26 protein-coding genes and 1 rRNA gene are annotated in these 24,264 nt (G+C 37.9%); 13 read left to right on the plus strand and 14 right to left on the minus strand.

Going from position 1 to position 24,264, the window contains the following annotated elements; all coding sequences use genetic code 11:
- The first annotated feature begins 81 nt into the window (after window positions 1-81).
- Window positions 82-197: ribosomal RNA gene (gene rrf / locus PQ479_RS18090) — 5S ribosomal RNA — on the plus strand.
- Between the two features lie 1,031 nt (window positions 198-1,228).
- On the opposite strand, the gene PQ479_RS18095 is transcribed toward rrf, so the two are convergent.
- The 9 genes from PQ479_RS18095 to PQ479_RS18130 form a co-directional block, all read right to left on the minus strand.
- The gene (locus PQ479_RS18095; protein WP_047990613.1) at window positions 1,229-1,831 is read right to left on the minus strand and encodes a YesL family protein; all 603 of its coding nucleotides are present in this window, start codon (window positions 1,829-1,831) and stop codon (window positions 1,229-1,231) included.
- A 121-nt stretch (window positions 1,832-1,952) separates the two neighbouring features.
- Window positions 1,953-3,302 carry a GH1 family beta-glucosidase gene (locus PQ479_RS18100; protein WP_047990614.1) on the minus strand — a complete coding sequence of 450 codons (1,350 nt, stop codon included), beginning with the start codon at window positions 3,300-3,302 and terminating at the stop codon, window positions 1,953-1,955.
- A 34-nt stretch (window positions 3,303-3,336) separates the two neighbouring features.
- Window positions 3,337-4,359 carry a LacI family DNA-binding transcriptional regulator gene (locus PQ479_RS18105; RefSeq protein WP_047990615.1) on the minus strand — a complete coding sequence of 341 codons (1,023 nt, stop codon included), beginning with the start codon at window positions 4,357-4,359 and terminating at the stop codon, window positions 3,337-3,339.
- A gap of 95 nt (window positions 4,360-4,454) precedes the next feature.
- Complete coding sequence (locus PQ479_RS18110; RefSeq protein WP_047990616.1) at window positions 4,455-5,297, minus strand: carbohydrate ABC transporter permease; 843 nt, start codon at window positions 5,295-5,297, stop codon at window positions 4,455-4,457.
- Entirely contained in the window at window positions 5,294-6,235 is a 942-nt protein-coding gene (locus PQ479_RS18115; protein WP_047990617.1) for a carbohydrate ABC transporter permease, read from the minus strand. Before PQ479_RS18115 ends, PQ479_RS18110 begins: the two co-directional genes overlap by 4 nt.
- Before the next feature lie 84 nt (window positions 6,236-6,319).
- Complete coding sequence (locus tag PQ479_RS18120; protein WP_047990618.1) at window positions 6,320-7,609, minus strand: ABC transporter substrate-binding protein; 1,290 nt, start codon at window positions 7,607-7,609, stop codon at window positions 6,320-6,322.
- Window positions 7,610-8,155: 546 nt separating this feature from the next.
- The gene (locus PQ479_RS18125) at window positions 8,156-8,632 is read right to left on the minus strand and encodes a LysE family translocator (protein WP_337957126.1); all 477 of its coding nucleotides are present in this window, start codon (window positions 8,630-8,632) and stop codon (window positions 8,156-8,158) included.
- Window positions 8,633-8,791 (minus strand): hypothetical protein, encoded by a 159-nt coding sequence (locus tag PQ479_RS21830; protein ID WP_337957125.1) that lies wholly within the window; start codon window positions 8,789-8,791, stop codon window positions 8,633-8,635.
- 77 nt (window positions 8,792-8,868) lie between these two features.
- Window positions 8,869-9,609, minus strand: coding sequence for a hypothetical protein (locus PQ479_RS18130; protein WP_047990619.1), 741 nt, complete (start codon window positions 9,607-9,609; stop codon window positions 8,869-8,871).
- Between the two features lie 179 nt (window positions 9,610-9,788).
- On the opposite strand from PQ479_RS18130, the gene PQ479_RS18135 reads away from it, so the two are divergent.
- From PQ479_RS18135 to PQ479_RS18150, 4 genes are all read left to right on the plus strand, one after another.
- Window positions 9,789-10,004: a hypothetical protein gene (locus tag PQ479_RS18135; protein WP_047990620.1), complete on the plus strand. Its 216-nt coding sequence runs from the start codon at window positions 9,789-9,791 to the stop codon at window positions 10,002-10,004.
- Between the two features lie 71 nt (window positions 10,005-10,075).
- Window positions 10,076-10,567 carry a hypothetical protein gene (locus PQ479_RS18140; protein ID WP_047990621.1) on the plus strand — a complete coding sequence of 164 codons (492 nt, stop codon included), beginning with the start codon at window positions 10,076-10,078 and terminating at the stop codon, window positions 10,565-10,567.
- Between the two features lie 574 nt (window positions 10,568-11,141).
- Complete coding sequence (locus PQ479_RS18145) at window positions 11,142-11,597, plus strand: NUDIX hydrolase (protein ID WP_047990622.1); 456 nt, start codon at window positions 11,142-11,144, stop codon at window positions 11,595-11,597.
- Between the two features lie 107 nt (window positions 11,598-11,704).
- Window positions 11,705-12,010, plus strand: a complete 306-nt coding sequence (locus tag PQ479_RS18150) for a TIGR04104 family putative zinc finger protein (protein WP_083991362.1) — start codon at window positions 11,705-11,707, stop codon at window positions 12,008-12,010.
- A 56-nt stretch (window positions 12,011-12,066) separates the two neighbouring features.
- Here PQ479_RS18150 and PQ479_RS18155 read toward each other — a convergent pair whose 3' ends face one another.
- Both PQ479_RS18155 and PQ479_RS18160 read right to left on the minus strand, forming a co-directional pair.
- A complete protein-coding gene (locus tag PQ479_RS18155) occupies window positions 12,067-12,597 on the minus strand; it encodes a GNAT family N-acetyltransferase (protein ID WP_047990623.1) in 531 nt (176 codons plus the stop codon).
- Entirely contained in the window at window positions 12,598-14,493 is a 1,896-nt protein-coding gene (locus PQ479_RS18160; RefSeq protein WP_047990624.1) for an endonuclease MutS2, read from the minus strand.
- Window positions 14,494-15,335: 842 nt separating this feature from the next.
- On the opposite strand from PQ479_RS18160, the gene PQ479_RS18165 reads away from it, so the two are divergent.
- The 8 genes from PQ479_RS18165 to PQ479_RS18200 all read left to right on the plus strand — a co-directional run bounded on the left by PQ479_RS18165 (window position 15,336) and on the right by PQ479_RS18200 (window position 22,842).
- A complete protein-coding gene (locus PQ479_RS18165) occupies window positions 15,336-15,734 on the plus strand; it encodes a hypothetical protein (RefSeq protein WP_047990625.1) in 399 nt (132 codons plus the stop codon).
- 12 nt (window positions 15,735-15,746) lie between these two features.
- Window positions 15,747-18,242, plus strand: coding sequence for an ABC transporter permease (locus PQ479_RS18170; RefSeq protein WP_047990626.1), 2,496 nt, complete (start codon window positions 15,747-15,749; stop codon window positions 18,240-18,242).
- The gene (locus tag PQ479_RS18175) at window positions 18,223-18,894 is read left to right on the plus strand and encodes an ABC transporter ATP-binding protein (RefSeq protein WP_047990627.1); all 672 of its coding nucleotides are present in this window, start codon (window positions 18,223-18,225) and stop codon (window positions 18,892-18,894) included. Before PQ479_RS18170 ends, PQ479_RS18175 begins: the two co-directional genes overlap by 20 nt.
- A 113-nt stretch (window positions 18,895-19,007) precedes the next feature.
- The gene (locus tag PQ479_RS18180; protein ID WP_273717139.1) at window positions 19,008-19,169 is read left to right on the plus strand and encodes a hypothetical protein; all 162 of its coding nucleotides are present in this window, start codon (window positions 19,008-19,010) and stop codon (window positions 19,167-19,169) included.
- A gap of 20 nt (window positions 19,170-19,189) precedes the next feature.
- Window positions 19,190-19,699: a GNAT family N-acetyltransferase gene (locus tag PQ479_RS18185; protein ID WP_273717140.1), complete on the plus strand. Its 510-nt coding sequence runs from the start codon at window positions 19,190-19,192 to the stop codon at window positions 19,697-19,699.
- 658 nt (window positions 19,700-20,357) lie between these two features.
- Window positions 20,358-20,966, plus strand: a complete 609-nt coding sequence (pcp, locus tag PQ479_RS18190) for a pyroglutamyl-peptidase I (protein ID WP_047990630.1) — start codon at window positions 20,358-20,360, stop codon at window positions 20,964-20,966.
- Window positions 20,967-21,019: 53 nt separating this feature from the next.
- Complete coding sequence (locus tag PQ479_RS18195) at window positions 21,020-22,213, plus strand: CynX/NimT family MFS transporter (protein WP_047990631.1); 1,194 nt, start codon at window positions 21,020-21,022, stop codon at window positions 22,211-22,213.
- Window positions 22,214-22,260: 47 nt separating this feature from the next.
- Window positions 22,261-22,842, plus strand: coding sequence for an AAA family ATPase (locus tag PQ479_RS18200; RefSeq protein WP_047990632.1), 582 nt, complete (start codon window positions 22,261-22,263; stop codon window positions 22,840-22,842).
- A gap of 25 nt (window positions 22,843-22,867) precedes the next feature.
- Here the strand turns inward: PQ479_RS18200 and hepT are convergent, their stop codons facing one another.
- From hepT to PQ479_RS18215, 3 genes are all read right to left on the minus strand, one after another.
- Window positions 22,868-23,278 carry a type VII toxin-antitoxin system HepT family RNase toxin gene (gene hepT, locus PQ479_RS18205; RefSeq protein WP_047990633.1) on the minus strand — a complete coding sequence of 137 codons (411 nt, stop codon included), beginning with the start codon at window positions 23,276-23,278 and terminating at the stop codon, window positions 22,868-22,870.
- Entirely contained in the window at window positions 23,268-23,675 is a 408-nt protein-coding gene (gene mntA, locus PQ479_RS18210; RefSeq protein ID WP_047990634.1) for a type VII toxin-antitoxin system MntA family adenylyltransferase antitoxin, read from the minus strand. The genes hepT and mntA overlap by 11 nt, the downstream gene beginning before the upstream one ends.
- A gap of 231 nt (window positions 23,676-23,906) precedes the next feature.
- The gene (locus PQ479_RS18215) at window positions 23,907-24,032 is read right to left on the minus strand and encodes a hypothetical protein (RefSeq protein ID WP_273717141.1); all 126 of its coding nucleotides are present in this window, start codon (window positions 24,030-24,032) and stop codon (window positions 23,907-23,909) included.
- Window positions 24,033-24,264 lie beyond the last annotated feature (232 nt).

Raw genomic sequence — 24,264 nt, forward strand, 5'->3', positions numbered from 1 at the left:
AATCGGTCGAGGACTTATCCATTACTTTTTCTTGACACATGTTTTCAGATTATCTAGTTTTGAGAGAACCCTCTCAATATGTCTGGTGGCGATAGCGAAGAGGACACACCCGTTCCCATGCCGAACACGGCCGTTAAGCTCTTTTGCGCCAATGGTAGTTGGGGGCTTCCCCCTGCAAGAGTAGGACGTTGCCAGGCAGATTAAACACATTCCTTTAGGGATGTGTTTTTTAATATGCATAAAGAGTATACTCGGCGCAAAAGAGCGCTGGTTCGAAGAAGCAGCCCCTACGAAGCGAAGCCCCGGAAAGCGATCGAAGGAAGAAAACCAAGTGCGTTCGCGAGACGAATCGGTTCTCTTCGTGCGACCTCGTGAGAGACATCGGAGAAATCGCTACATGCCCCACTTCCCCGAAGAAGAGAATCCGAAGAGACAGTAGGACGTTGCCAGGCAGATTAAACACATTCCTTTAGGGATGTGTTTTTTAATATGCATAAAGAGTATACTCGGCGCAAAAGAGCGCTGGTTCGAAGAAGCAGCCCCTATGAAGCGAAGCCCCGGAAAGCGATCGAAGGAAGAAAACCAAGTGCGTTCGCGAGACGAATCGGTTCTCTTCGTGCGACCTCGTGAGAGGCATCGGGGAAATCGCTACATGCCATACTTCCCCGAAGAAGAGAATCCGAAGAGACAGTAGGACGTTGCCAGGCGATAAAGCACGATCCAAATGGATTGTGCTTTTTAATATGCATAAAGAGAATGCTCGGCGCAAAAGAGTGCTGGTTCGAAGAAGCAGCCCCTACGAAGCGAAGCCCCGGAAAGCGATCGAAGGAAGAAAACCAAGTACGTTCGCGAGACGAATCGGTTCTCTTCGTGCGACCTCGTGAGAGGCATCGGGGAAATCGCTACATGCCATACTTCCCCGAAGAAGAGAATCCGAAGAGACAGTAGGACGTTGCCAGGCAGATTAAACACATTCCTTTAGGGATGTGTTTTTTAATATGCATAAAGAGAATGCTCGGCGCAAAAGAGCGCTGGTTCGAAGAAGCAGCCCCTACGAAGCGAAGCACCCGAAACTGATCGAAGGAAGAAAACCAAGTACGTCCGCGAGACGAATCGGTTCTCTTCGTGCCACTTCATGAGTATGCAAAAGAAGAAAATGAAAGCTTAAGTGTTTCCTTGAGGTTTTAGAAGAAGTAATGATTGGAAAGCAAGTGTAATCAATGCGGATTTACTTATCGTTGGTTCCAACCCAGAGGCGTGGATTTCTGTTGCTGATAAGTATGTATAGTAAGTATGCGGTTAAACTACTGCTTATCCAAAAAAGTAGATTGAAATAATACATACTTATATTGATAAGGCCAATTATGAGTAGGGCAACGACAGTAGTACCCATTTTTCCTATAGCTAGTAGGCTTGCGTTTTTTAATATAATTTTTTTAGGAAGGTTAAAATGAGCAGTGAGCGGAAATAAATATAATGAAATTCCCCCGTATAAAAATAAAACAATTAATCCAAGAGAAATTAATAATGTTTTTCCAAACAGTTCAATGCTCCAAATGAAATAAATGTAGGTAAAGAGAATAACACTAATAAATTTCCAACACACTCCGAATAAAAGGTAGTTTATACAGTTTTCTTTCAAAAGTGAGGTGTATTCTTTTGTTATCTGATAGTTAACTCCATTGATTCTCCACTTTCTAACAATCTCAAATAACGTAACTGTCGCTGGATAAATCGTTATAATGGGCAAACAACTTACTAGCCATAGAATATGAAGGATGATAAATGCTGCTAATGTTTCAAGCAACTTTTGGATATACTCGTTTAACATAATTTATCTCCTTTGATTTAACGATGCTTTTATTCGTATAGCTTGTTATCGAAGTATAAAAAAAACACAGTAATTTAAATGTCTGGGTGTTTATTATTAAGTATAGCTACTTTACTCTATGTTACTGTCCGATGTGAAATCCATTATGACGTATCATCTTTTCATACCAAAAATAGCTATCTTTTTTTGTTCTTCTTAATGTTTGGAAGTCAATATGAACTAAACCAAAGCGTTTATCATAACCTTCTGCCCATTCGAAGTTATCAAGCAACGACCAAGTTAAGTAACCTTTTATATTTACTCCTGAATCAATTGCTCTTTTTAAAGATGTTAAATGTTGTTCTAGATATTTGATCCTATTGATGTCATGAACTCTTCCATGGAGTACTCCATCGTTATAGCATGCACCATTCTCAGTAATATAAATAGGAATCCGATTATACTGACTAGTTAGCTTTTTTAGAGCCTTGTAAAAGCCTTGCGGGTAAATATTCCAACCGATATCTGTCTTTTCATAATGGATATCAATTTTTTCGAGGTCAAATAATTCTGCTCCTTGTTTGTATCTTCCGACCGATCCTGTATAATAATTAATTCCAATAAAGTCAATGGTTTGATTAATTTGGTCCCAATCACCGTCTTCAATTTGGAGCGAAACTCCCTTATTTTCAAACCATTCTACTAAGAATTCTGGATATGAGCCTTTAAAAACAGGGTCCATAAACCATTCAATGAACCAAGCCATTCCTCGGTTACATGCCTCAATATCTTCTTTCTTATTGCTAAAAGGCTCGAACCATTCAAGGTTGGGAGCATAACCAATGATACCTTTAATTCCTAATGAACGAAATTTGGTAACAGCTCTTCCATGTGCTACTAAAAGGTGATGAGATATCGTTGTTGCTAATTGCAAGTCGTGATTACCAGGTGCATGTTCACCAATAAAGTTTGATAAAAATGAAATACACCAAGGTTCGTTTATGGTTATCCATTTTGTGATTTTTCCGTTAAATTCACGAAACATCTGTTCAGCATAATGTGCGAACGCCTCGATTGTTTCTCGGTTTGCCCATCCACCTTGGTCTTGTAATACTTGAGGGAGGTCCCAATGATATAATGTACACATAGGTTCAATTTGATTTGCTCTTAGACAATCTACAAGATTATGATAATAATTAAGTCCTGCTTGATTTACTTCACCAGTGCCTGTTGGAAAAATGCGTGGCCAAGAAATAGAAAAGCGATAAATGTCGATACCAAGCTCTTTCATCATTTGAATATCTTCTTCATAACGGTGGTAGCTATCACAAGCGATGTCACCATTGTCACCATTTTTTATTTTACCTGGAGTACGAGAGAAAGTATCCCAAATTGAGGCACCTCTACCATCTTCAAAAGCTGCACCTTCTATCTGATAAGAGGCTGTTGCTACACCCCATTTTATCTCTTTAGGAAATTCAATAAATGCCATTATGTCCCTCCGTTCTAGATATGTTTCTATCAACCTAAGTTTTCATCTTATTTCCGCAAGACTCTCTTATGATTAACTCAGAATCAGTAAGGATTGGTTTCATGTGTGAGGTTCCATTAATTAAATCATTTAACATCCGAGCTGCTAGTTTGCCTAAACGTTCTTTATCTTGTCTTATTGTCGTTAATGTCGGATTACTGTAGCGACAAACTTCAATATCGTCAACGCCGATTATTTTTATATCATCAGGAACTTGTAAGCCTTGTTCTTTTATTGCCCTTATTGCTCCAATTGCCATAAAATCTGATGCTGCAAAAATGGCTTGTGGATAGAACTTTGTTTTAAATATTTCCTTCATCGCTAGATAGCCACTCTCCTCATGGAAATCACCATATTTAATCCAATCATCATTAATAATTAGACCTAATTGAGCCATAGCTTCATTAAACCCCTGCTCACGATACATAGAAATAACAGAGTCTTTTTTTCCGCCTATGTATCCGATTGCTTTTACACCAGATAAATAAAAATGTTGGACTACCTTTCTTGCGAGGTGGATATTATCTGTCATGACGTAGCTTGCTTTTGGTTGCTCTAATTCAATATCAATTCCAACACAAGGTACGCCATTTTCAACTAGCTCATAAATGGAATCTTCTACATCTTCACCAGCAATAATGACACAACCATCAACGTGGAAATGTGAGCATCTCGCTAAATAACTTCCATTATCTTTGTAAAATTGTTCATTGGAAAACATGATAATATCATAGCCTAATAAACCAATTGCTTTCTTGAATGCAGTTACAACTTCGTTAAAAAAAGGGTGGGTAAAATCTACGTTGACTTTCCCAGCATAAATTAAACCGATTAAATTTGATTTCTTTGTGGCCAGGACTTTAGCTGAGAATGTAGGAAGATAACCTGTCTCATCAATAATATCCATGACCTTTTTCTTTGTTTTTTCACTAATCCCATTGTAATTATTTATGATTTTTGAAACTGTTGCAGGCGATACCCCTGCTTTTTTTGCAATATCCCTAATCGTTAAATTCATGGTAGTCCTTTCCATTCTGTATAGAATTCAATCACTTTACTGTGAAGTTATAAAATTCTTCTTCTTTTCATAGAAGTATAACAGTTTTCATCCGGCTATTTAACTGCACCTTCAGTAATACTTGAAATAAAGAGGCGATTAAAGCATAAGAATATAATTAATAATGGAATTGTTGCCCAAAATACACCAGACATAATCATACCGAAATCAACATTATACGTGTTCCCAAGAGTAGCTAGTGCAACTTGAATGGTGTACATATCAGGGTCGCGGAGAATTGTAAATTGCCAAAGGAACTCTCCCCAAACAGCGGTGAAAACAATAATACCTAGTGTTGCAAAGGCAGGTAAAATGATGGGTAACACAATCCTTCGGTAGATTTTGAAGTTCGAACAGCCATCTAGTTTAGCTGCTTCGATTAATTCGTCTGGCACAGAGCTACTCACATATTGCCTCATTAAAAAGATGCCTAAGGGATTTAAGAAAAATAAGATGGCAACACCTTGTAATGTATCGAGTAAACCAAGATTAGCAATTAAATAATACTGAGGGATTAACCCTAATTGTGGTGGGATAACCATCGTTAACAATATACAAATAAATAAGGTGTTCTTACCAGGAAACTTAAATTTAGCAAAAGCAAATCCGGCTAATGAACTAATCAATAACACAACCAATGTTACGACTGTACATAAGATAACTGTGTTGCCCATCGCTTTAAAAAAATCAATGGTACCAAGCACTTTTTGAAAATTATCTACTAATAAGTTTCCAGGTGTAATCGTTGGAGGAATTGAATTATAGGCAGAACTTGGCCGAGTAGCCATGACAAACATCCAGTAAAATGGGAAGAGTGATATTAAAGAAGCACTAGATAAAAATATATATACGGATATACGTCCGATGGTGAATTTTTTCGTTCCGGCTATCTCACTCATCCGTTTACTCCTCTCTTTCTACCATAACCAGATGTAAGTAATGTATTAATGGTAGAGAAGATAATAATGACAACTAACAAAATAATCGCTGTTGCTGAAGCTGTTCCAAAAGACTGTAATCGGAAAGCGTCTCGATACAAATACATAACCACTGTCATGGCTTCATCTCTAGTAAACGCAGATGGACCTAAAAAAATGGTTGGCTCGGCAAATAATTGTAAAGCTCCTACTGTTGAAAAGAAGACAGTGAGAATGATAAAAGGTTTTAATAATGGGATTGTAATAAATAACAATTGCTGAAATCTATTTGCACCATCAATCGTTGCTGCTTCATACAGGTCATGCGAGATACTCTGAATGCCCGCCAAATAAATAATGGTGTTATAGCCAACCCAACGCCAAAAAACCATCAATGATATAGCCAACTTGGTTCCCCATTCTGAAGTGGCCCAATTAACTGGCTCAAGTCCAAACCAACTAATGACAGAATTGGCGAGTGACGATTCGTGGTTGCTAAATAAGACACTAAAAATAAGGGCAACGGCGACCATAGAAGTAATATAAGGCATAAAGATGGTCACTCGAAAAAAATTCCGAAAGCGTAAGTACGTTAAATTTAATAAAAATGCTAATATAATTCCAACGACAAGTTGTGGCGCAGTCCCCATTAAACCAATAACAATCGTATTATAAAGAGACTTCCAAAAGAGGGGGTCTACTAATACTACTTTAAAATTATCTAAGCCAACAAAGACCATGTCGCTTAACCCATTCCACTTTTGGAAAGCTAAATATAAACTGAACACAGCTGGGTAAAGCCCAATAACAGCAAATATGATAAAAAAAGGGGCAATATAGAGATAACCTGAAATCATATCTTTTTTATCTTCAGAACGCAGTCTTTTATTAGTAAGTCTTTTTTTAATTGTAGAAACCATATTTACACCTCATTTCCTTCATAGATTTAGGTATGACGATATGTTCTGTCATACCTAAATCGTCTTATAATCGATAATGTAAAATCAACGACTAATCACGTCTTGTGCGCGTTTTACAGCTGCAGCCCATTCCTCCTCAGGATCTCCGCCATTTTGAACATTATCTAGGGCGTCAATGATGTTCTGATGAACAGGGAAGTATTTTTCGCCTTTGTAGACGGCACCTTCGATATCTTGTGCAGCTTTGGCAAAAACTTCTGAAGTTACTTGCCCCCCAAAGAAGGCATCTTCACTTGCCGTAAATTCGTCCATTTCGTACACGGACGGTGCAGAAGGGAATAATCCATGACTTTTAAATGATACTAATTGATTATCTGGGGATACTAACCATTCAATAAAATCATAAGCCTCTTGTGAATGTTTAGTTTCTGAAGGTATTGAGATGTATGAGCCACCCCAGTTTGCTGCAAATTCAGTTGGCAAGGTAGCGACTTTAAAATGGCCAGATGCTTCGGGTGCATTACCTTCCATCCACCCCTTTAACCATCCAGCACCTAATTGAGCAGCGAAATCTCCTTTATTTACTGCATTTGTCCATTCTGCACTCCACAAGGTATAATTACCAACTAACCCTGCGTCATTTAACTCAACAGCATAGTCGTATGCTTCTTTTACTGCATTACCTTCTTGCTCAATGATTAGTTCACCTTCTGGATTTAAATAAGTTTCTATAGCTGGATCAAGCAATGCACGAAATGCCATCTCCATACTATCTACAAAAGGTAAACCTGTCGTTTCTTTCACTTGTAGACCTGCTTCTTTAAAAGCATCAGGTGTGCTAATAAGTGCCTCAACTTCAGCTGGTTCCGTTGGTAAACCTGCTTCCTCAAAAACATCAGTACGGTAATAAAGTGCTTTTGGCCCTATATCTGTAGGAAGACCAATAAGAAAATCACCTGAATCATTTTCGCCAGTAGACCATTTCCAGTCTAGGTATAAATCTTCAATATCTTTAGCACCGAGGTCATACAAATTTGTAAATCGATCCTGAGCTACTTTAAAGCGATCTAATTGATCAATTTCAAGCATCGCAATATCTGGTGCACCACTCCCAGCAGATAGTGCAGTGAATAAGGCGTCATGATGCTCGGCCGTTTCCGCAGCTCTAACTTTAATTGTTACATTTGGATTCACTTCTTTATAAACCTCCGACAATTCCTCATAGTTGGTAGCTCCAAAAACCCAAAAAGTAAGTTCTACTTGCTCCTCACTGTCTCCTATCGTCGTTTCATTACCATCACCATTACAAGCAGACATTGCTAAAGCGATTACTGATATTAGTCCCACCATTAACCATTTCTTCATGTTATTCATCTTGCCATCCCCCTCGCTTTTTTTTAAAATCGTCGATAAAATGATAGCAGTAGCGTTTAACCGTGTGTGACTCGACCTCCACAGCAGGAATATATTAAAGAAACCGGTTTCTAAAAAGGAGGTAAAATTGTTGAGCAAACGCTTCCTTAAGGAGAATATTATAACCAAATAAGTGACTTTGCAAGTTTTATTTTTAATATTCTGCTAATTTTAGTAAACCGGTTTCCTTCTTTGCAGGACGCAATTCTTATAAGTTATTAGATGTATCTTATAGTATTTTTTTATAGAATTTGCTCTAAAACACGTCTGCTTATCGTTTGCTTTTATTGGTTTAAGGTCTAAAGGAACTCATCATGGCTTTCTCAATCAAATCAATTGTTATATTTCTAATTTAGTATTTTTAAGAACATATCTATATTACATGTAAATATTTTGTTGATATTAGTAACAACATAACCTTGAAAAGAAGGGACCAGTGTGAAGTAGTGATGTAACTAAAATAATCAACGCACAGCCCCTTAAATGGCTGTGCGTTGATTGGTTTATTTAGTCTCTGGTGGAACTATCCATCAGGATATTAATTCCAAATGCTAATAAGGCGAGTCCTGTTACTTTATCAATGGCTCCTTGAACCTTAGGTGATAGCAACCATTTACGTATATATGCTAATAGATAGACGAGGATCGTATACCAAATGATAGTGAATAGGCCGTAAATAGAACCCATAATTACAAATTGCAAACTAGCGTTATAACTAGGGATTACGAACTGTGGAAGAAATGTTAAGAAAAATAGGGCTACCTTTGGATTTAAGATATTGGATATTAATCCTTGTTTGTAGGCTGAGCCTGCCTTCACTTTTACTGTTTCTTCAGGTTGATTATGAATGTCGATCGGCGTTTTTTTCTTCTTTATAAAGGATGTTAAGCCTAAATAAATTAAGTAAATCGCTCCAAGATAGCGAATAACTTCAAAGGCTAAAGCCGATTGCATGAGAATGACAGATAGGCCAACAGCGGCTATTTATGTATGAAATAATGTTCCTGTTGTTAAACCTAACACCATTTTAAGACCGTCTAATTTTCCGTGAGCAATCGTTCTCCTAGTAATTAATGCAAAGTCGACACCAGGAACCAAAACAATAAATAATGATAAAATTAAAAATGGAATGATTTCGCTCATTGTTATTCCTCCTGAAAATGCAATAGCTAATACTAACGCACTTTAGAGGCTAGCGTCAAACTCTTTTTTTGGGAATTTTAGTGTAATTCTTCTTGAAGTTCATTAAGTCTTTGGAATGTCTCATCAAGGGCAAGTTTTTCTTTATCACTAAGGTTGAGTTTGTTGATTCGTTGGACAGCTCTTTTAGCAAATTCTTGTTGGTCAAGGTTTATAAACACTTCCATTTGTAATACGGTTGCTTTTATAAGTAATTGTTGAGGTGCATGATGCTGATGCTTTTTGAAGGCAACTTCTAAGGTATTTCTGGCAGCAAGGAAGTCTTCTTTTGAAAATGCGAAGCGATAGGCTTGTGTATACAGTTTTTCGAATTTAGAATCCAATTCCTTGACTCTTATGTCCTCTGTTTTCATTAAATCTGTTGAATCGCCTAATGAGGTTCCGATGATAATAGAGTTACCACTAAAATCGGTGATGTTGACCCGCCAATCTTCGGTGGTACGATTGAGTCTAGATATACGGGGGGTACCTTTTGCTGGAATTTTCCCGTAATAAGCTTTTAGATTAGCTTTTAACTCTTCATAAATTTCTTTCACATTCGGTACGGCGACATAGCAGCCGCCAATATTACCTTCTGTTTCATAATTTTTCGCCCCGTAGAAACTAAATTCACCAATCCCCGCCTTTTCGACAGAGGCGAAACGGTACGGCGATTTTTGATAATAGGTCATCTGGAAGCCTAGTGCTGTGTAGAACTCAATATGTTGATCAAATAGATGATAGTCACAATCAAAAATAGGAATTGTCCGTGGTTCGGTCATTTAATCACTCCTCGTAGTTGTTGAAAATTGATTTTATCAAAAAAACAAATGAATTTCCTATTATTTTTTTTGCGGTTGAATACGATGCCCATGTGTTTCTTATAAGTATAAAAAATCGGTAAGTCTTTTTCCAACATTTAGTGTAAAATATGGATCAGAATATAATACTAGGAGGTAGGATGAAGAAAATGCTAGCTTTAGCGATTACATCTATTATCTTTTATTTACTTGCACTTTTTTCATTATATTCATTTTGGCGACAGTTTAAGAAATATCAGATAGGGGATAAGTTAACGAATGATTTTGTGAAGAAAAGTGGAAAACATATTAGCGTTTTTATCATTCTCTTCATTAGTGGACTAGTTACTAGTCTTAGTTCAATCTTTGTATCTTAAAAGGATACAAGGATACGTGTGCATTTGTTTAAATAACATTTAATAAAAAAACAAAATGAAAGGTTGATTATGTGGAAGCAAACAAATTTCTAGAGTTTATAAGAATAACCGAAAAACTTAATGAATTAGATATCGTTCCGTTGCTTATGGGTTCAGTAGGGTTTGAAGTTGTGACAGGAAGGTCATGGCATGTTCGGGATTTGGATATACATATTCCTGGAGATAAAAGAGGATTTGAGGTCGCTCCTGAACTCTCGATCTATCAATGGGATAACATCGTATCTCTTATGGAAGGTCTAGGTTATGAGTTAACCGATTTACATGAGCATGCGTTTTCTCAAGATGGATCCACTGTTGAATTTGCAGCTATAGATACACTACCTGATTTTGCAGGAATACCTTTGGATGAGTTAGAAATGAAAGTGGATGGGCATATCAAGTATTATTTGCTGAATAAGGAGCAATATTTGCGTGTTTATATGGCCTCATCAAAAGATAGCTATCGAGCAGATAAAAATAACCGTAAAGATTTTGAGAAGATTGCTTATTTAAAGCAGCTGTAGTTCGAGAGCGTCTTAATGCGACTCTTTAAAAATGAACTTCATTAATCTCAATCCTATAAGAATTAAAATAACGAAAGTAATACATAAAGTAAGTATCAATAAGAGATACCCACTCAGGCTATAATAAAATCCACCATCAACTGATAAAGGGTGAGAGTGCCGGGAACTAAATTGAGCATAAAAGTCTGCTGTATATAATTCTGAGCCATATTTCCTCAACAGGTGGCTGATTGTAAATAAACAAAGAGGATAAAGAAGTAGACTGAAAGAAAATAAAATATGGCTGTTTCTTAGGATATTATGATACAACCATAGTACGGGCGAAATAAGAATAATGAAAGCATTGAAGCAGACGAAAATAACGATTAAAATCATGGTTGTGATAAAGCTCATAGAATCAACTCCGTTTAGATCGTTGTGATAAACTCAAGTAATCATGTCATTGGATCATACGTATATAGTTAGACGATGCAACAAAGAGAAAGGTTTTTAAATCGCGTTGTGGCTAACAAGAAAAGGGTTGCGTTCAAGATAAGATAATTGAAAATTTCGTTTCTTTGTGAGGGGGATAAATATGAGTTATGCGATGGAATTAAGAAAATTAGTTGGACATCGTCCATTAATCTTGCCGGGTTCTGTTGTATTAATTTTTAATGAGCAGGGGCAGTTATTGCTACAGCATCGTTACGATGGAAGCTGGGGTTTACCTGGTGGGTTAATGGAGATGGGAGAAAGCTTAGAGGAGACTGCACAAAGAGAAGTGAAGGAAGAGGTAGGGCTTGAAATAAAGGAGCTCGAACTCATTAACATCTGTTCGGGAAAAGAGTTTTATTTAAAATTAGCACATGGTGACGAGTTGTATTCAGTAACAGCTATATATGCAACCTCATCAGCAAGTGGTGAGATTAGAATAGATGGCAAAGAGTCTATCGGAGCCGCTTATTTTGATATAGAGGGTTTACCAGATAATCTTACGAGTGGTACGATGAGGTATATTGAAGCGTATTTAGAGAAAAGAAGTGTGACGTGATAAAAAGGTTTTAATGACAGTAATCATATAGACTTCGCGTTTTGTGAACCTAAGTAAAGGATGGAAAAAATGTTTAAGTAAATCTTTATAAAGAACAGTGGGTAGATATGAAAAAATGCAGTCATTGTCATAAGTCTATTGAGTGGAAGGAAGTATATAAAGCATCATTGAGACGGAAGAGAATTTGGTGTGATGCTTGTACAGCGACTTTATACATAACAGGAAAAAGTGGATGGTTCATGACATTTATGGGTTTTTTACCGATGTTAGTATTCATCTTATTAAGCCCCATAGAGAATCCTGTTTATCATGCAACAATACTTTTGGTTCATTTCTTTTTGGGTCAATTGATTAGTCCACTCTTCGCAGGCTTTGAGGATGATTTAAAAACAACAGCAGTAAAAAAGAGATAGGTGGTCACAGGCCCACTTATCTCTTTTATGCGTATTCAATTAAAACAAACCATATTTCATTCGAAGAAAGCCTTTGGGTAAACGACAGTCCCGCGAACATTTTCGAGACTATCTTTTGCTAATTCTAGTGCCATGAAGGAATCATCTGTTACGTCAAAAGGTGCTTGGATACCCCACTTACTCGCCTTTTGGAACCCGAATTTAGGATAATATTGGGGGTGCCCAAGAACGATGACCGAATCATAGTGAAGTTCTTTTGCTTTTTCTAAAGCTGTACGAATTAAATGGCTACCAATTCCTTTTTTCTGATAAGCTGGCAAAACCGATACCGGAGCAAGGGCTAAGGAATTTACTTTCTTTCCATCATATTCAATCGTAATCTTCGTTAAAAGAATATGTCCAACAATCGTCGTCTCATCAAAAGCGATTAGTGAGAGTTCTGGGATAAATGCTGCCGATTTTCTTAACTTACTTACAAGTAGATGCTCACTTTTATTACTATATTCTTCGTTTAAAAAGGCTTGCTGCACCACAGCTAAGGTTTCTTGATAATCGGTTGATTTTTCTTGTCTGATATCAATCGTCATTTAATCACCTCTTAACTCTTTACGAATTTTTCTTAAAGCTTTCTTGGAGCCGCGCTTGAGATCATGCTCTAATTTGCGTGTTTGATAATCCGTGAATAAAGTATCTAAATCATACCCGTCTGGATAAAGGTCTTTTGCTGGGATATCGAGTGCAATCCGCTTTACGTTGGTTTCGATCATTTCACCTTGATAGAATACGATGACATTGTAGAAGTGATCCATCTCTTTAAAAATAATCGCTTTATCATGATGATCGAGTAACGTAACGCGATCACCTTTTTGGTAAGGATAAATTTCTGTGCTGCGTTCATTTCGACGTGTCGGTTTTTTTACCCGGTCAGGGTTCACAAGTGTTAGCTCATATTCTTTATTGTCCATATAGCCCTTTGCTTTTTGAAGCACGGATTCCTTCAGCTTCATTTTTCTAGAAATCCATAAGGCATTACTATCCCCGGATTCGCCAATACTCAATTGATACAATGGCTCTAACGTATCTTGGTTAAATTTCATCGCAGCATTCATGAAATCAGGGTGCTGTTCGGAGTAACGCTTGATCTCTCCATAGTGTGTTGTCGCGACGGTGATACAACCCATTTGATAAAACTCTTCTAGAATCGAAATCGCGAGTGTCGCTCCTTCATTTGGCTCTGTACCGCTGCCGATTTCATCGAAAAGTAAAAGAGTATGATTCGTTGCAGCATTCATAATCTCCGCGATGTTTTTCATATGTGAAGAAAAGGTACTTAAGGCATTCTCAATACTTTGATTGTCACCAATATCAACAAAGACGTAATCAAATACGGCAATCTCAGTCTCTGGATTAGCTGTAATATGAAAGCCTGACATTGTGGCTAGTGTTAATAAACCAATGGTCTTAAGCACAATCGTTTTCCCGCCAGCATTTGGACCGGTAATAATTAGACTGCGATAATCTTGACCAATTTCAAAATGTAGGGGGACGGCGTTACCTGTTAAAAGTGGGTGCTGACACCCTACTAATTTAATATAACCATGGTCATTTAATTTCGGTTCGATGCCATTGATTTGTTTACTGAACTTGGCTTTGGCAAATACCATATCATATTGGCTAATCAATTCCATATTGATATTGATTTCGTGAAGCTTCTCTGTGATCATACCAGATAATGTGGCAAGTATTTGATATTCTTCCACTGATTCCTCTGTTTTGAGAATCACTAATTCCTGATTTAGTTTAGTAATCGAGTTCGGTTCAATAAAAGCCGTAGAGCCCTTTGCTGAGATCTCAACAATCGTACCATCCACTTGATTTTTATAAGCGGCTCGTATTGGCACTGTAAATCTCTCGTCTTTGATACTAATAAATGAATCTTGAAGAAGCTTCTTATTAGCACTATTGTTGATGAATTTATTGAGTCGTTCTTTAATTTTGGCTTCAGTCGCTTCGATGTTCTGCCTAATGCGTTTTAAATTTTTGCTAGCCCTTGAATCAACGCGATTCCCTTTAATCGAAAAGTTAATTTCCTCTTCTAGCGGTTGTAGCTCTGTCATCGAAATGGCGTACGATGATAAAACCGGGGCGAAGAATTCTCGCTCAGTCATAAACTTTTTAATCTTTCTACAGCCTCTTAAGAAATCGGACATACTTAGTAAATTACTTGGATCAAGGATGACACCCTTCTCCAATTGCTGAATCGTATGTTCAATATTCGATATACCTAAAAAGGGGACATGTCCATCGGCATCGATAATGGACCTCGCTTCTGTCGTTTCATTTAAGCGGTTTTTCACCACACGTATTTGCCGACTCGGTTCAAGCTTATCGATCAAATTTTTTCCTAGTCCACTGACACAGTAGGACTTAACGATTTGTTTTAATTCATTGTATTGTAGTTTTTCATAAACGGTTGGATTCATTTTTTTCGTCTCCTCACTATGATTGTCGTCATATATGAAGATACCTAACCATTAGATTTCAATGAGTGATAGGATATCGCGATATATACATGCTGTGTTTGACAGAACCAACGTCTCGCAAACACAAAAAAAGCTGCGGAAGGGAAACCCGCAACTTTAACATTCAAGGCATGGAAAAGCTAACAAAGAGCTATCGAAATAACGTCCTAATTAGCAATCGCTTTGAACAAGTATGGTAGGTATCTTCATAGGGTGTGAAATAAATCATAAGCAAATAAAGGAGCTTTATATGAATAAAATTCCCTTTTACTTACAAATTTATTTCGTGTTCACTTTTCCTATTTAGAACCTACTTGCACTCACCCAAGCACCCCTCATCTTATATAAAATCGTCATTGAAATCTAACTTGTATAGAATATCATACTATGAATAGTTGATTGAGTAAAGGGTGGAAGGTAAATGTAAATAATGGAATGATTCCAATTAAAGGGGGGAGGATCTATCTTGAAGCGATAAGTATGATACAATTTTTAGTGTAAATGATAGTAAATAGGTGGAGTTTAGATGAAAAGAATCGTCGTCCTAGTGTTACTGAGTTTATCGATTGTGGCTAGTTAAAGTAAAGAGAGGTTGCTAGTATTTAATTATGAGTCCAATATGCGATCAGATTTCATATGTGAGTAAATTTACAAGAGATATAAGTACACTAATAGTAACAAATTATGATAAATTGTTGTAAAATTCAAAAAAAAAAAATGATATATTTGGAATGTGCAAAATTGGAAGAGGAGGAAAATGTAATCTATTGGCACAATTACTTTAATATAGGGAGGATCTATTTATGAAAAAAGTACTTTTCGCATCGCTCTTATCAATTGGTTTATTAGCAACACTTCCTAATATGGAGGTATCAGCAGCAGAGAATGAACCAAAGCCCGAAGAAACAGTTGGAATTCAAAATTCAGTACAAACTAGTATGTCCCCATTAAATCTAAGAGGGGATCATCAGGTATGGTATACAATTAGAGTAGGGACTAACGTATCAGGAGTAAATCATTTCGAATTTAATCCCGGTACTGGAGTAAAACCTTTAGCTAGATATGATACTTCCACTTCTGATTTTAGGTTTAGATGGAGTTCAAGTTCTCTAGTAACTTATAATACATCTGCTAGGGTGATAAGTGAAGAGTATGGTCCGGGTCCTAGAATCTATGGTACTGCTCGTATCGTATATCGTTAAGGATTATTATTCATGAGACTATACTCGAATAAGTTAATTATTATCATGATTGCTGTGCTTATGATTGTTATAAGCACAGCGTCCTTTACTTTGTCGTTGTTACGAGAGGCAGATGGGCAGGTTACGCAGGATATAACTGATTTTGCCCGTGGCTCGTATGATATTTTGATTCGACCAGCAGGTGCAAAAACAGATATCGAAATAGAGCGGGGAATTGTTGAAGAGAATTACTTAGGGAACGGTGCAGGAGGCATTTCAATTGAAGAGTGGCAACAAATAAAAAAACACCCTGATGTAGAAATCGCCGCACCTGTCGCTTCTATCGGGCTTTTTACAGCACGAGAAAGAACGTGGATGATTGAAAAGGACCCGACGGATGCGATTTATTATCAGGTCGATTATTCGACAAATGATGGTTTACATACGTATTTATCGAATGAAAGCGTTTATGTTTATGATTTTGGGGATGAGGATATTTTTCCTTCAGCCTCAAGTGTTGCAGATGTATGGTTAGGATTTGGGATTGCTTCTTTTGATTATCCTACCTCCTATCACCAAGTCGTTGCCATTGATCCTACTGAAGAAGGAAAGTTAGTGGAGTTTGATTTTAGTCCATTAGCTAAAAGTACTTTTGATTCTTTAGCGTATATGGATGGGCGTATGTCGACGCCAATTATGAGCTTAAGTGATGCTACGGTACCGATAGAAATAGAATTAACCATCGATGAATTAGAACAATTAAATGTAGAAGAGCTTGAAGAGATTCGTGCTCATTTTGATCAAGGGAACCCAACGCGAACTCTCTATTATGAGAAAGAGAAATACCTACAATTAATTACTGAGAAAGTGGAGCCGAAAAGAAAGTTGAATGGAGAAACTTTTCAATTGATTCCTGATCAAGTGCATACACCATTTAAGCAAGAATTTTTGTACGTGAATGAAGAGATGAAATTAGAGTCTGAATTACCGGAATTCACAGGTGGAGGGGCTTTTGACTATCATTCACAACGGATCGGATATCGACTTGCACCTGTAAAGTATGAAACAGGTGTAAACGGTGAGCTTTTTGTTGAACAAGTTGGCATGGATGCTCAGTATCAGGCCCCGATTTACCGCGAGATGGAAGAGGTTACTTTTTATGAGGTCGATGATCTAAATGTTCCTTTAAATGATGAAGATTTTGTTGGTTTCATTGAGAATGGCACCTTTTCCATCGAAGAGAATACGGAACTGTTGGCTTCCGCACCTTTAGGTATATATGGGCGAGAGGCACCGAGGCTTGCGGAGGATGAGAGTATTAGTCTGCATCCTTCAGCAGTTCCGGGTAGCTATATAACAACTCCAGCACATGGGCTTATTTCCATTGACTGGGCCGAGCGCTTTAAAGGGGATACACCGATTGATGCGATTCGGGTCAAGGTGAGTGGTTTGAGTGGCTATGATCAAGAAGCGGCGGCGAAAATCCGCGGACTAGCACAGGAGTGGAAGGACCAAGGCTTTGAGGTCGATATCATCGCGGGTGCATCTGTTTCTGACATAACGGTTAATGTCGAAGGAGTGGGCAAGGTTATTCAACCGTTTACAACTTTAGGTGCAGCCGATACCGTTTTGGACAGTTGGAATGCGGTTCAAGTTGTCGTCACGATCTTATTTATCTTTGTTGCCCTAACGTTTATTGTCTTTTCTTTTATTAATTTAATGAAGGATCGGGTGCGAGATGAGCAGCTTTTAGCTATGCTAGGCTGGACCGATCAAGCCATTCTTTTACTCAAAAGAAAAGAATGGTCGTTGATAGTCGGAATTCCGATCGCTCTTTCTTTACTTGGTTTTATCGGGGTTGGTTTGTTCACGGAGCAATGGCTCCTGTTTTATTACGCTTGTGGTATCTCTCTCTTGATTATGGGTCTTTATATACTTAGTAATAAGTATGCTCACATTGATTTGGGTGGAAGCAAACGGAAAAAGGTGAAATCATTTCTTTTCCAAAATGTGCGCTACTACCAACCTTATATTGTCGCAGCTTCTATTCAGCTATTTTTTATGACGATTTTATCCGCTTTTCTCCCCTTTTTTCTGCTAGAGCGCGTGTCGAGTACGGTCGAGACGAGGTTAGGGGCTTATGTTCATGGTGAAATTGAAGGGATATTTATCGCCGTTATTATCCTGTTATATGTTCTAAGCTTCATGACGGTTTTCCAATCGTTGCAAAGAATGTGGCGTGTGAGAGAAGGAGAAATGAGACTATTTCAATTGATAGGCTGGGAAGAAAGGAAGATATACCGCTATTTTATCAAGGAAGTATTACTATGGTCTAGCGTAGCAAGCCTTCTCGGGTGGGTAGTTAGTATTCTCTGTCTCACCTTATTAGTTGAGGTAACCTGGATGAATATACTAATGAGTACGATTGGATTTTTCGGTATTGTTAGTGTGACCTTACTAGGTTCGGTTCTCATCTTGTACCAAAAAAGCATAAAAGGGGGTAAGAATTATGGTCGTGAAGCTGCATAAGGTTGAGAAGTATTACCAATCAGGTCCAGAAAATGTCCATGTATTAAAAGGAATTGATTTAACAATAGAAAAGGGTACATGGATCACGATTACAGGGCCATCTGGTTCAGGGAAAACGACGTTATTACGCTGCTTTTCTGGAATTGAGAAACCGGATGACGGTGAAGCGGTGTTTCATGAATTAGATGTGATGAAGGCTTCGGAGCTTGAATTACGTGAATATCGGAGGCAGAATATCGGGTATATTTTTCAAGATTTCCAACTATTTGATCAGTTTGATGTTTGGACGAATGTGATGATTCCATTACTCCCTTATGAAGCCAAAGACGTCGTGAGACAAAAAGCTAAAAATGCGTTAGCTTCCGTTGGTTTAACACATCGTCAGAGCTTTTTTCCCCATCAACTTTCTGGTGGTGAAAAGCAAAGAACAGCGATTGCTCGTGCGTTAATGAATGAACCGAACATGCTTTTATGTGATGAGCCGACTGGCAATTTAGACATTGAAAATAGAAATCAAATCATTGGAATCCTCCAAGACATCCACCAGGCTGGGGCGACGATTATATTAGTCACTCATGATGCAGAGCTCGCGACATTAGGAGATAAACATTACGAAATGAAGGATGGTAGGTTACGAGAAAAGGTTAAATAAGATAATCTTCAACTTTATGTGATATATGGAAAACTGCTCTTACTTAGGTGGGGGCAGTTTTTTCATGATGATTTGATATAATTTTAATACGAAGATAAAAAGGAGCGATGAAGATGAGTGTACCGTTATTTACGGTCGTTGTTTCGAATCAGGATGAAGACAATGGTTGGATTTATCATTATCACTGGGTCGATTTAGATGTGCAGAATATTCCGCGCCTTGGCGGAGAGTTAGGGTATTATTTAGAGAAACTAGTTTTAGAGATTGACTTATGAAGAGGAAAGAGAGGCTAGTGTTGGTTTATTTTACTGAGGAGGATTTTGAGCAATTAATTGGATGGATCGATTCGCCACAGTTATTAATGCAATGGGCAGGTCCTCAATTTCAGTTTCCATTGACTAGGAACCAATTAATGAACTATGTGCAAGGAGCTAACGCTGAAGAATCAGAAGTCTATATTTTTAAAGGGATGGATTTAGAGACAAATGAGGTGATTGGGCATATATGCTTAAATAAGATAGATCGGGAGAGGCAGTCAGGGAGAATTGGGAAGGTTTTTTTACATAAAGACTTTCGCGGCTCAGGTTATGGTGAGGAAATGGTGAAACAAATAATGAGCATTGCCCACGAACAGTATGGGATTCAAACACTAGGCTTAGCTGTTTTTGACTTTAACGTGGCAGCGATCAAGCTGTATGAACGAATTGGCTTTAAAAAAACTACATATAAGGAAAATGCCCGTAAGTACGGTGATGAATATTGGAATTTATGGGAGATGGATATAAAAACAAATGAAGTACCCTAGGACGAGGAATATGATTTCTGTAAATAAATAACGCTCAATAATCGCACCATAGCCAGAGCACTTACACACAAAACCCACATGGAAGCCCAAATCATTTCGCCACTAACAAAGATAAAAGTCAGCTATCGCCAATTTAGCGATTAATAAAGGTTTGTGAAGATACGGCGGCCAAACCTTGGCGTATCTGCACAAAAAGTCCGAAGGGAATAAAGAACCAGCTAACTTCAAGGCACAACGCATCGCCCTGTTACACTTTCATACAAAACATCTATGATGACTTGCCTTGCAACTCATCACCAACAAAGATGAAAGTGGAGTTCGCCTTCGAATGGTGGCATTTTGTTCACATGCCTTTGCTTCTTGGTTTGTTAGCTTTAATTACTTTTCATTCATTTGTTTTGTATGAGAAGTGTACGAACCAAGAAGCCTGCACGAACCCGAGCGGAGGGGATGGGGAGGCCGACTCCTGCAGGAGGAGAGGGCATGCTGAGCTAACTTGCGATAGCAAGTTAGCTCAGCGCCCGCCTGCGGAAAGCGTGCCCCCCATTCCCGGAGCGATCTTCAAAGAAGTGCACATCAGCTTTAGTACACTTTCATATAAAAATCAAAATAGTCTGTGATAAACTAGGAGAGTACTTAATGAAAAGGTGGAATGAAGATGAAAAAACTACTATTAACAGGCTTTGAACCATTTTTAGATTTCCCTGTAAATCCTACACAAAAAATAGCAGAAGAATTAGCTGGCCTACAAATAGGCGACTATCACATTTATTCAGAAATTCTCCCTGTTAATTTTAAGAAGGCGGGTCAAGTCGTGTTGTCCCATATAGAGGACTATCAACCCGATGCGGTTATTCTTTTAGGTTTAGCGGGAGGGCGCTCCAAAATAACGCCAGAACGAATCGCGATTAACGTCAATGACGGACCTGTTGATAACTTTGGTCATAAACCAGAGGGTGAGGTGATTCAGGAAGATGGGGCAGATGGTTATTTTTCAACCTTGCCAATCCGCAAGATGGTTCGGTTACTGAAGGAGAATGGTTTACCTGCTGACATATCTAATAGTGCGGGTGCTTATTTATGTAATCATGTGATGTATCAAGCCTTATATAGAAATCGGAAGAATGGAGATTCTATCCCAACTGGATTTATTCATATTCCAGCTTCCCATGATCTTGCCATACAACAAGGCAGAATTCCGAGTTGGAGTCATGAAGATTTGAAAAAAGGGATTACTGTTTGTATCGAGGCATTATTAGAAGAGTAAAAGAGGATGAGACCTTGGGTAAGACCTTGGCTGAGGTCAAATGAGGTGAAAGCTTGACACAGATACAGCAGCAAGAGAAGAGTCAGAAACAGATATGGTTACTTTTTATTGGCATTGTTTTAATTGCCATTAATATGAGGGCACCTATATCAGCGGTAGGGCCTTTGCTTCAAAATATTCAAGAGGACCTAGGATTATCGAATGTCATCGCAGGTAGTATGACCACGATCCCGTTAGTAGCATTTGCCTTGTTGTCACCGTTAGCGCCAAGGTGGGCTGAGAAGTATGGAATGGAAAGAACGGTCTTTTTTGCCTTTTTATTTATTGTCGTTGGCATTATTTTACGTATTTATCCAGACGTGACGTTTTTATTGGTAGGAACTCTATTTGTGGGCATGGCGATTGCTATTTGTAATGTACTTTTACCACCAATCATGAAACAAAATTTTCCTCTACACATTGGTTTGATGACAGGTATTTATGGTTTAGTAATGAATATTGCCGCAGCTATCTCTTCAGGGATTAGCGAGCCGCTAGCAACCGTGTTAAATTGGAATGGGGCTTTAGCTATCTGGGGGGTTACCTCCATATTGGCGGTGTGTATATGGAGCTATCAGCTTAGGAGAAAGCAGAAGGAAGAGGGAAGAGCTAGAAAAGTGAATCTTGCAACAACGATACGTTTAAGTCGTTCCAGGCTTGCTTGGTATGTGACGGCATTTATGGGGCTACAGTCATTTATTTATTATACGGTGCTAACTTGGCTCCCGCAGTTACTCGTTACATACGGTTACAGTTCAATATCTGCAGGGTGGATGCTGGCCACTATGCAAGCAGCGTTATTCCCGATGACTTTTATAATACCAATTATAGCGGCTAAGATGAAAAATCAACGTGCACTATCGGTATTAACAGGTCTTGCGTTTTTACTATCAAGTATCGGTTTATTAAGCGGTATTTGGTTGCCGGTTTGGGTTTTGTTAATGGGGGTAGCGTGTGGAAATGCTTTTGGTTTAGCGATGATGTTTTTCTCATTAAGAACGATTGAAACAAGTCATGCAGCGAGGTTGTCAGGAATGGCTCAATCGCTTGGTTACTTGCTTGCAGCCTTAGGACCCGTCTTGTTCGGGATCGTTTATGAGCTATTTCACTCGTGGAGCGCACCTCTATTGATTTTAGTAACTGCTTCCTTCCTCCTTTGTTTTATCGGTTATTTAGCGGGTGATGGTTTTGTGGAGAAGGATAGGTAGGCACGTCGTAAGAGAAGTCAGATCCTTATTTTTGAAGGGTGATTCAAATGAAAAGACTAGCTATTATAACAGTCGGTCCAACACATAGTGGTAAAACATCTTTTGCGAAAGCTTTGGAGGATCAGTTACCGAACTCATTTGTGATGGACCAGGATAACCATGCGTCCTTTATTAATGCTCATTATCAAAAATTACAACCTGTTGTTGGGACAAATACGTTAAAGCACGCTGTTTCTTTATTAATCGTTAACTATGCAAAAGAAAATACCGACCTACATTTGATTGTAAGTAATGCGAACCGAAGCCGAAAGGGACGTAGGTATTTGCTTGAGGATGTGTTTCCAAGTGAAGCATATCATCGTATACTTGTTTATTTTGATATTCCTGAAGAAGTTCTATTAAAAAGGGTCATGAATAGTGAGCGGGATACAACTATTTTCAGAAGTGCAGCTAGCTTTCATGAAGTGTTAAAGAGACAGAGTGAGGAATCTAAAAATAACGATGATATCACTGCACCAACACATGAAGAAGCAGATGACTTATTTGTGGTTAAGGAACTTCATGATGTCGAAACGACTGTGAAGAAGATTGTATCGATGGCTGAAGTGATGAAGGGTAAAAAGGAATAGCTTAGCTGCAATTGGAGCAGTTAAGCTATTTTTGATAGGCTACTATTTGTTTTGTGTAAGCTGAAAAATCATTCATATGCTTCTCGATGATTTTCTGCATAATATCGATGTTTAAGGATTGATAGTTGTGTACGGCAATATTACGAAAACCTACCATGGATTTTAGATTTTGAGCTGTTTCATTAGCAATGATGTCATGTTCTTCTAACATATCAAAGGCGTCGCGGCTTGTTTGGGGAAGACCCAAATGTTTTTCGGAGACGATATGCATCGCTAAATCAATAGCCGCTTCACATGCGCGCTGAATATTTAATATGATTGAATCCTGTTTCGTATAATCACGTAGATTCGCTGGATTATTATGATAAACTTCTTGAATTCTTTTCTGGCAACGTTCAATGGTCGCTATTTTATTAAGTATGATATCATTTTTCATAAATAACACCGCTTTCGGCTATTTGATCAAGAATCATTTTCCGTTCTTCGTTTAATTTGACATACATACTTAGTGCAGTCATGCGTTGTTGATAAAAAAAGGTATCATTCTTTGAATAAATACATACGCCTGATGAATAGATTTGTGCTTTAAATACAGTGGACACCTCATGTAAATTCACTAGATCAACGTCAGTATTTATTATATTGGCTAATTCACCTGCGAGCATAAAAAGTTCATAAGGTGATTTTGTGGGATTCTGGCAAAAGAAGGCGATATCTAAGTCGCTGTCTATACGATTCATGTCTTTTGCATATGAACCAAATACGATGATGAAAACTGGATCAAGTTTAGGAATCAGGAAACGTGTAATGTGTTCTGTTAGTTCTTGATTCATTACAATCTTCCCCTTTGTTCATTTATTCTTTTATTATATCAAAACCATTGTTGGACGACATGAGGTTTTTATGATCATTGAGCATATCTTTTTTTTATGGCAAACGAATGATAGATGAGTCAGATATTTCATCATTATCGGCTAATCATAGGAACTTTAGCCGTAAACTTGATTTTCTTTGATAAAAAGACAATAGGACCTCGGTGAATAATCACTAAGGTCCTTGCTTGATTAAAGCTGCATGTTTTGGTCATTTTTGTCTTTTTGAGCGACATACAATAAGGTATAAGCCATTCCGATACTACAAATAAATACAACTCCTAAAATCATAAAAATAGCAATGAACGATAATGACATAAGACATTCCACCTTTATATGATTGTTTAAAAGTGTGCTTAACCGTAGTGGTTTCTTGTTGTTACTTTGATCATATTCCAAAGATGGTAAGGTTTCTGTTACATAATCGTGAACTGGAAGTGTTTTCCTTAATGTTGCTTTTTTAGACAAGGAAATGTTTGGAATTTGTGATATTTAGTAGGGGAGTTACTGTGAACATCGTGCGCTACTCGTCGCTACCGAAAATTATGCT

The sequence above is a fragment of the Alkalihalobacillus pseudalcaliphilus genome, from assembly GCF_028610675.1.
GTDB lineage: Bacteria > Bacillota > Bacilli > Bacillales > Bacillaceae_D > Alkalihalobacillus > Alkalihalobacillus pseudalcaliphilus.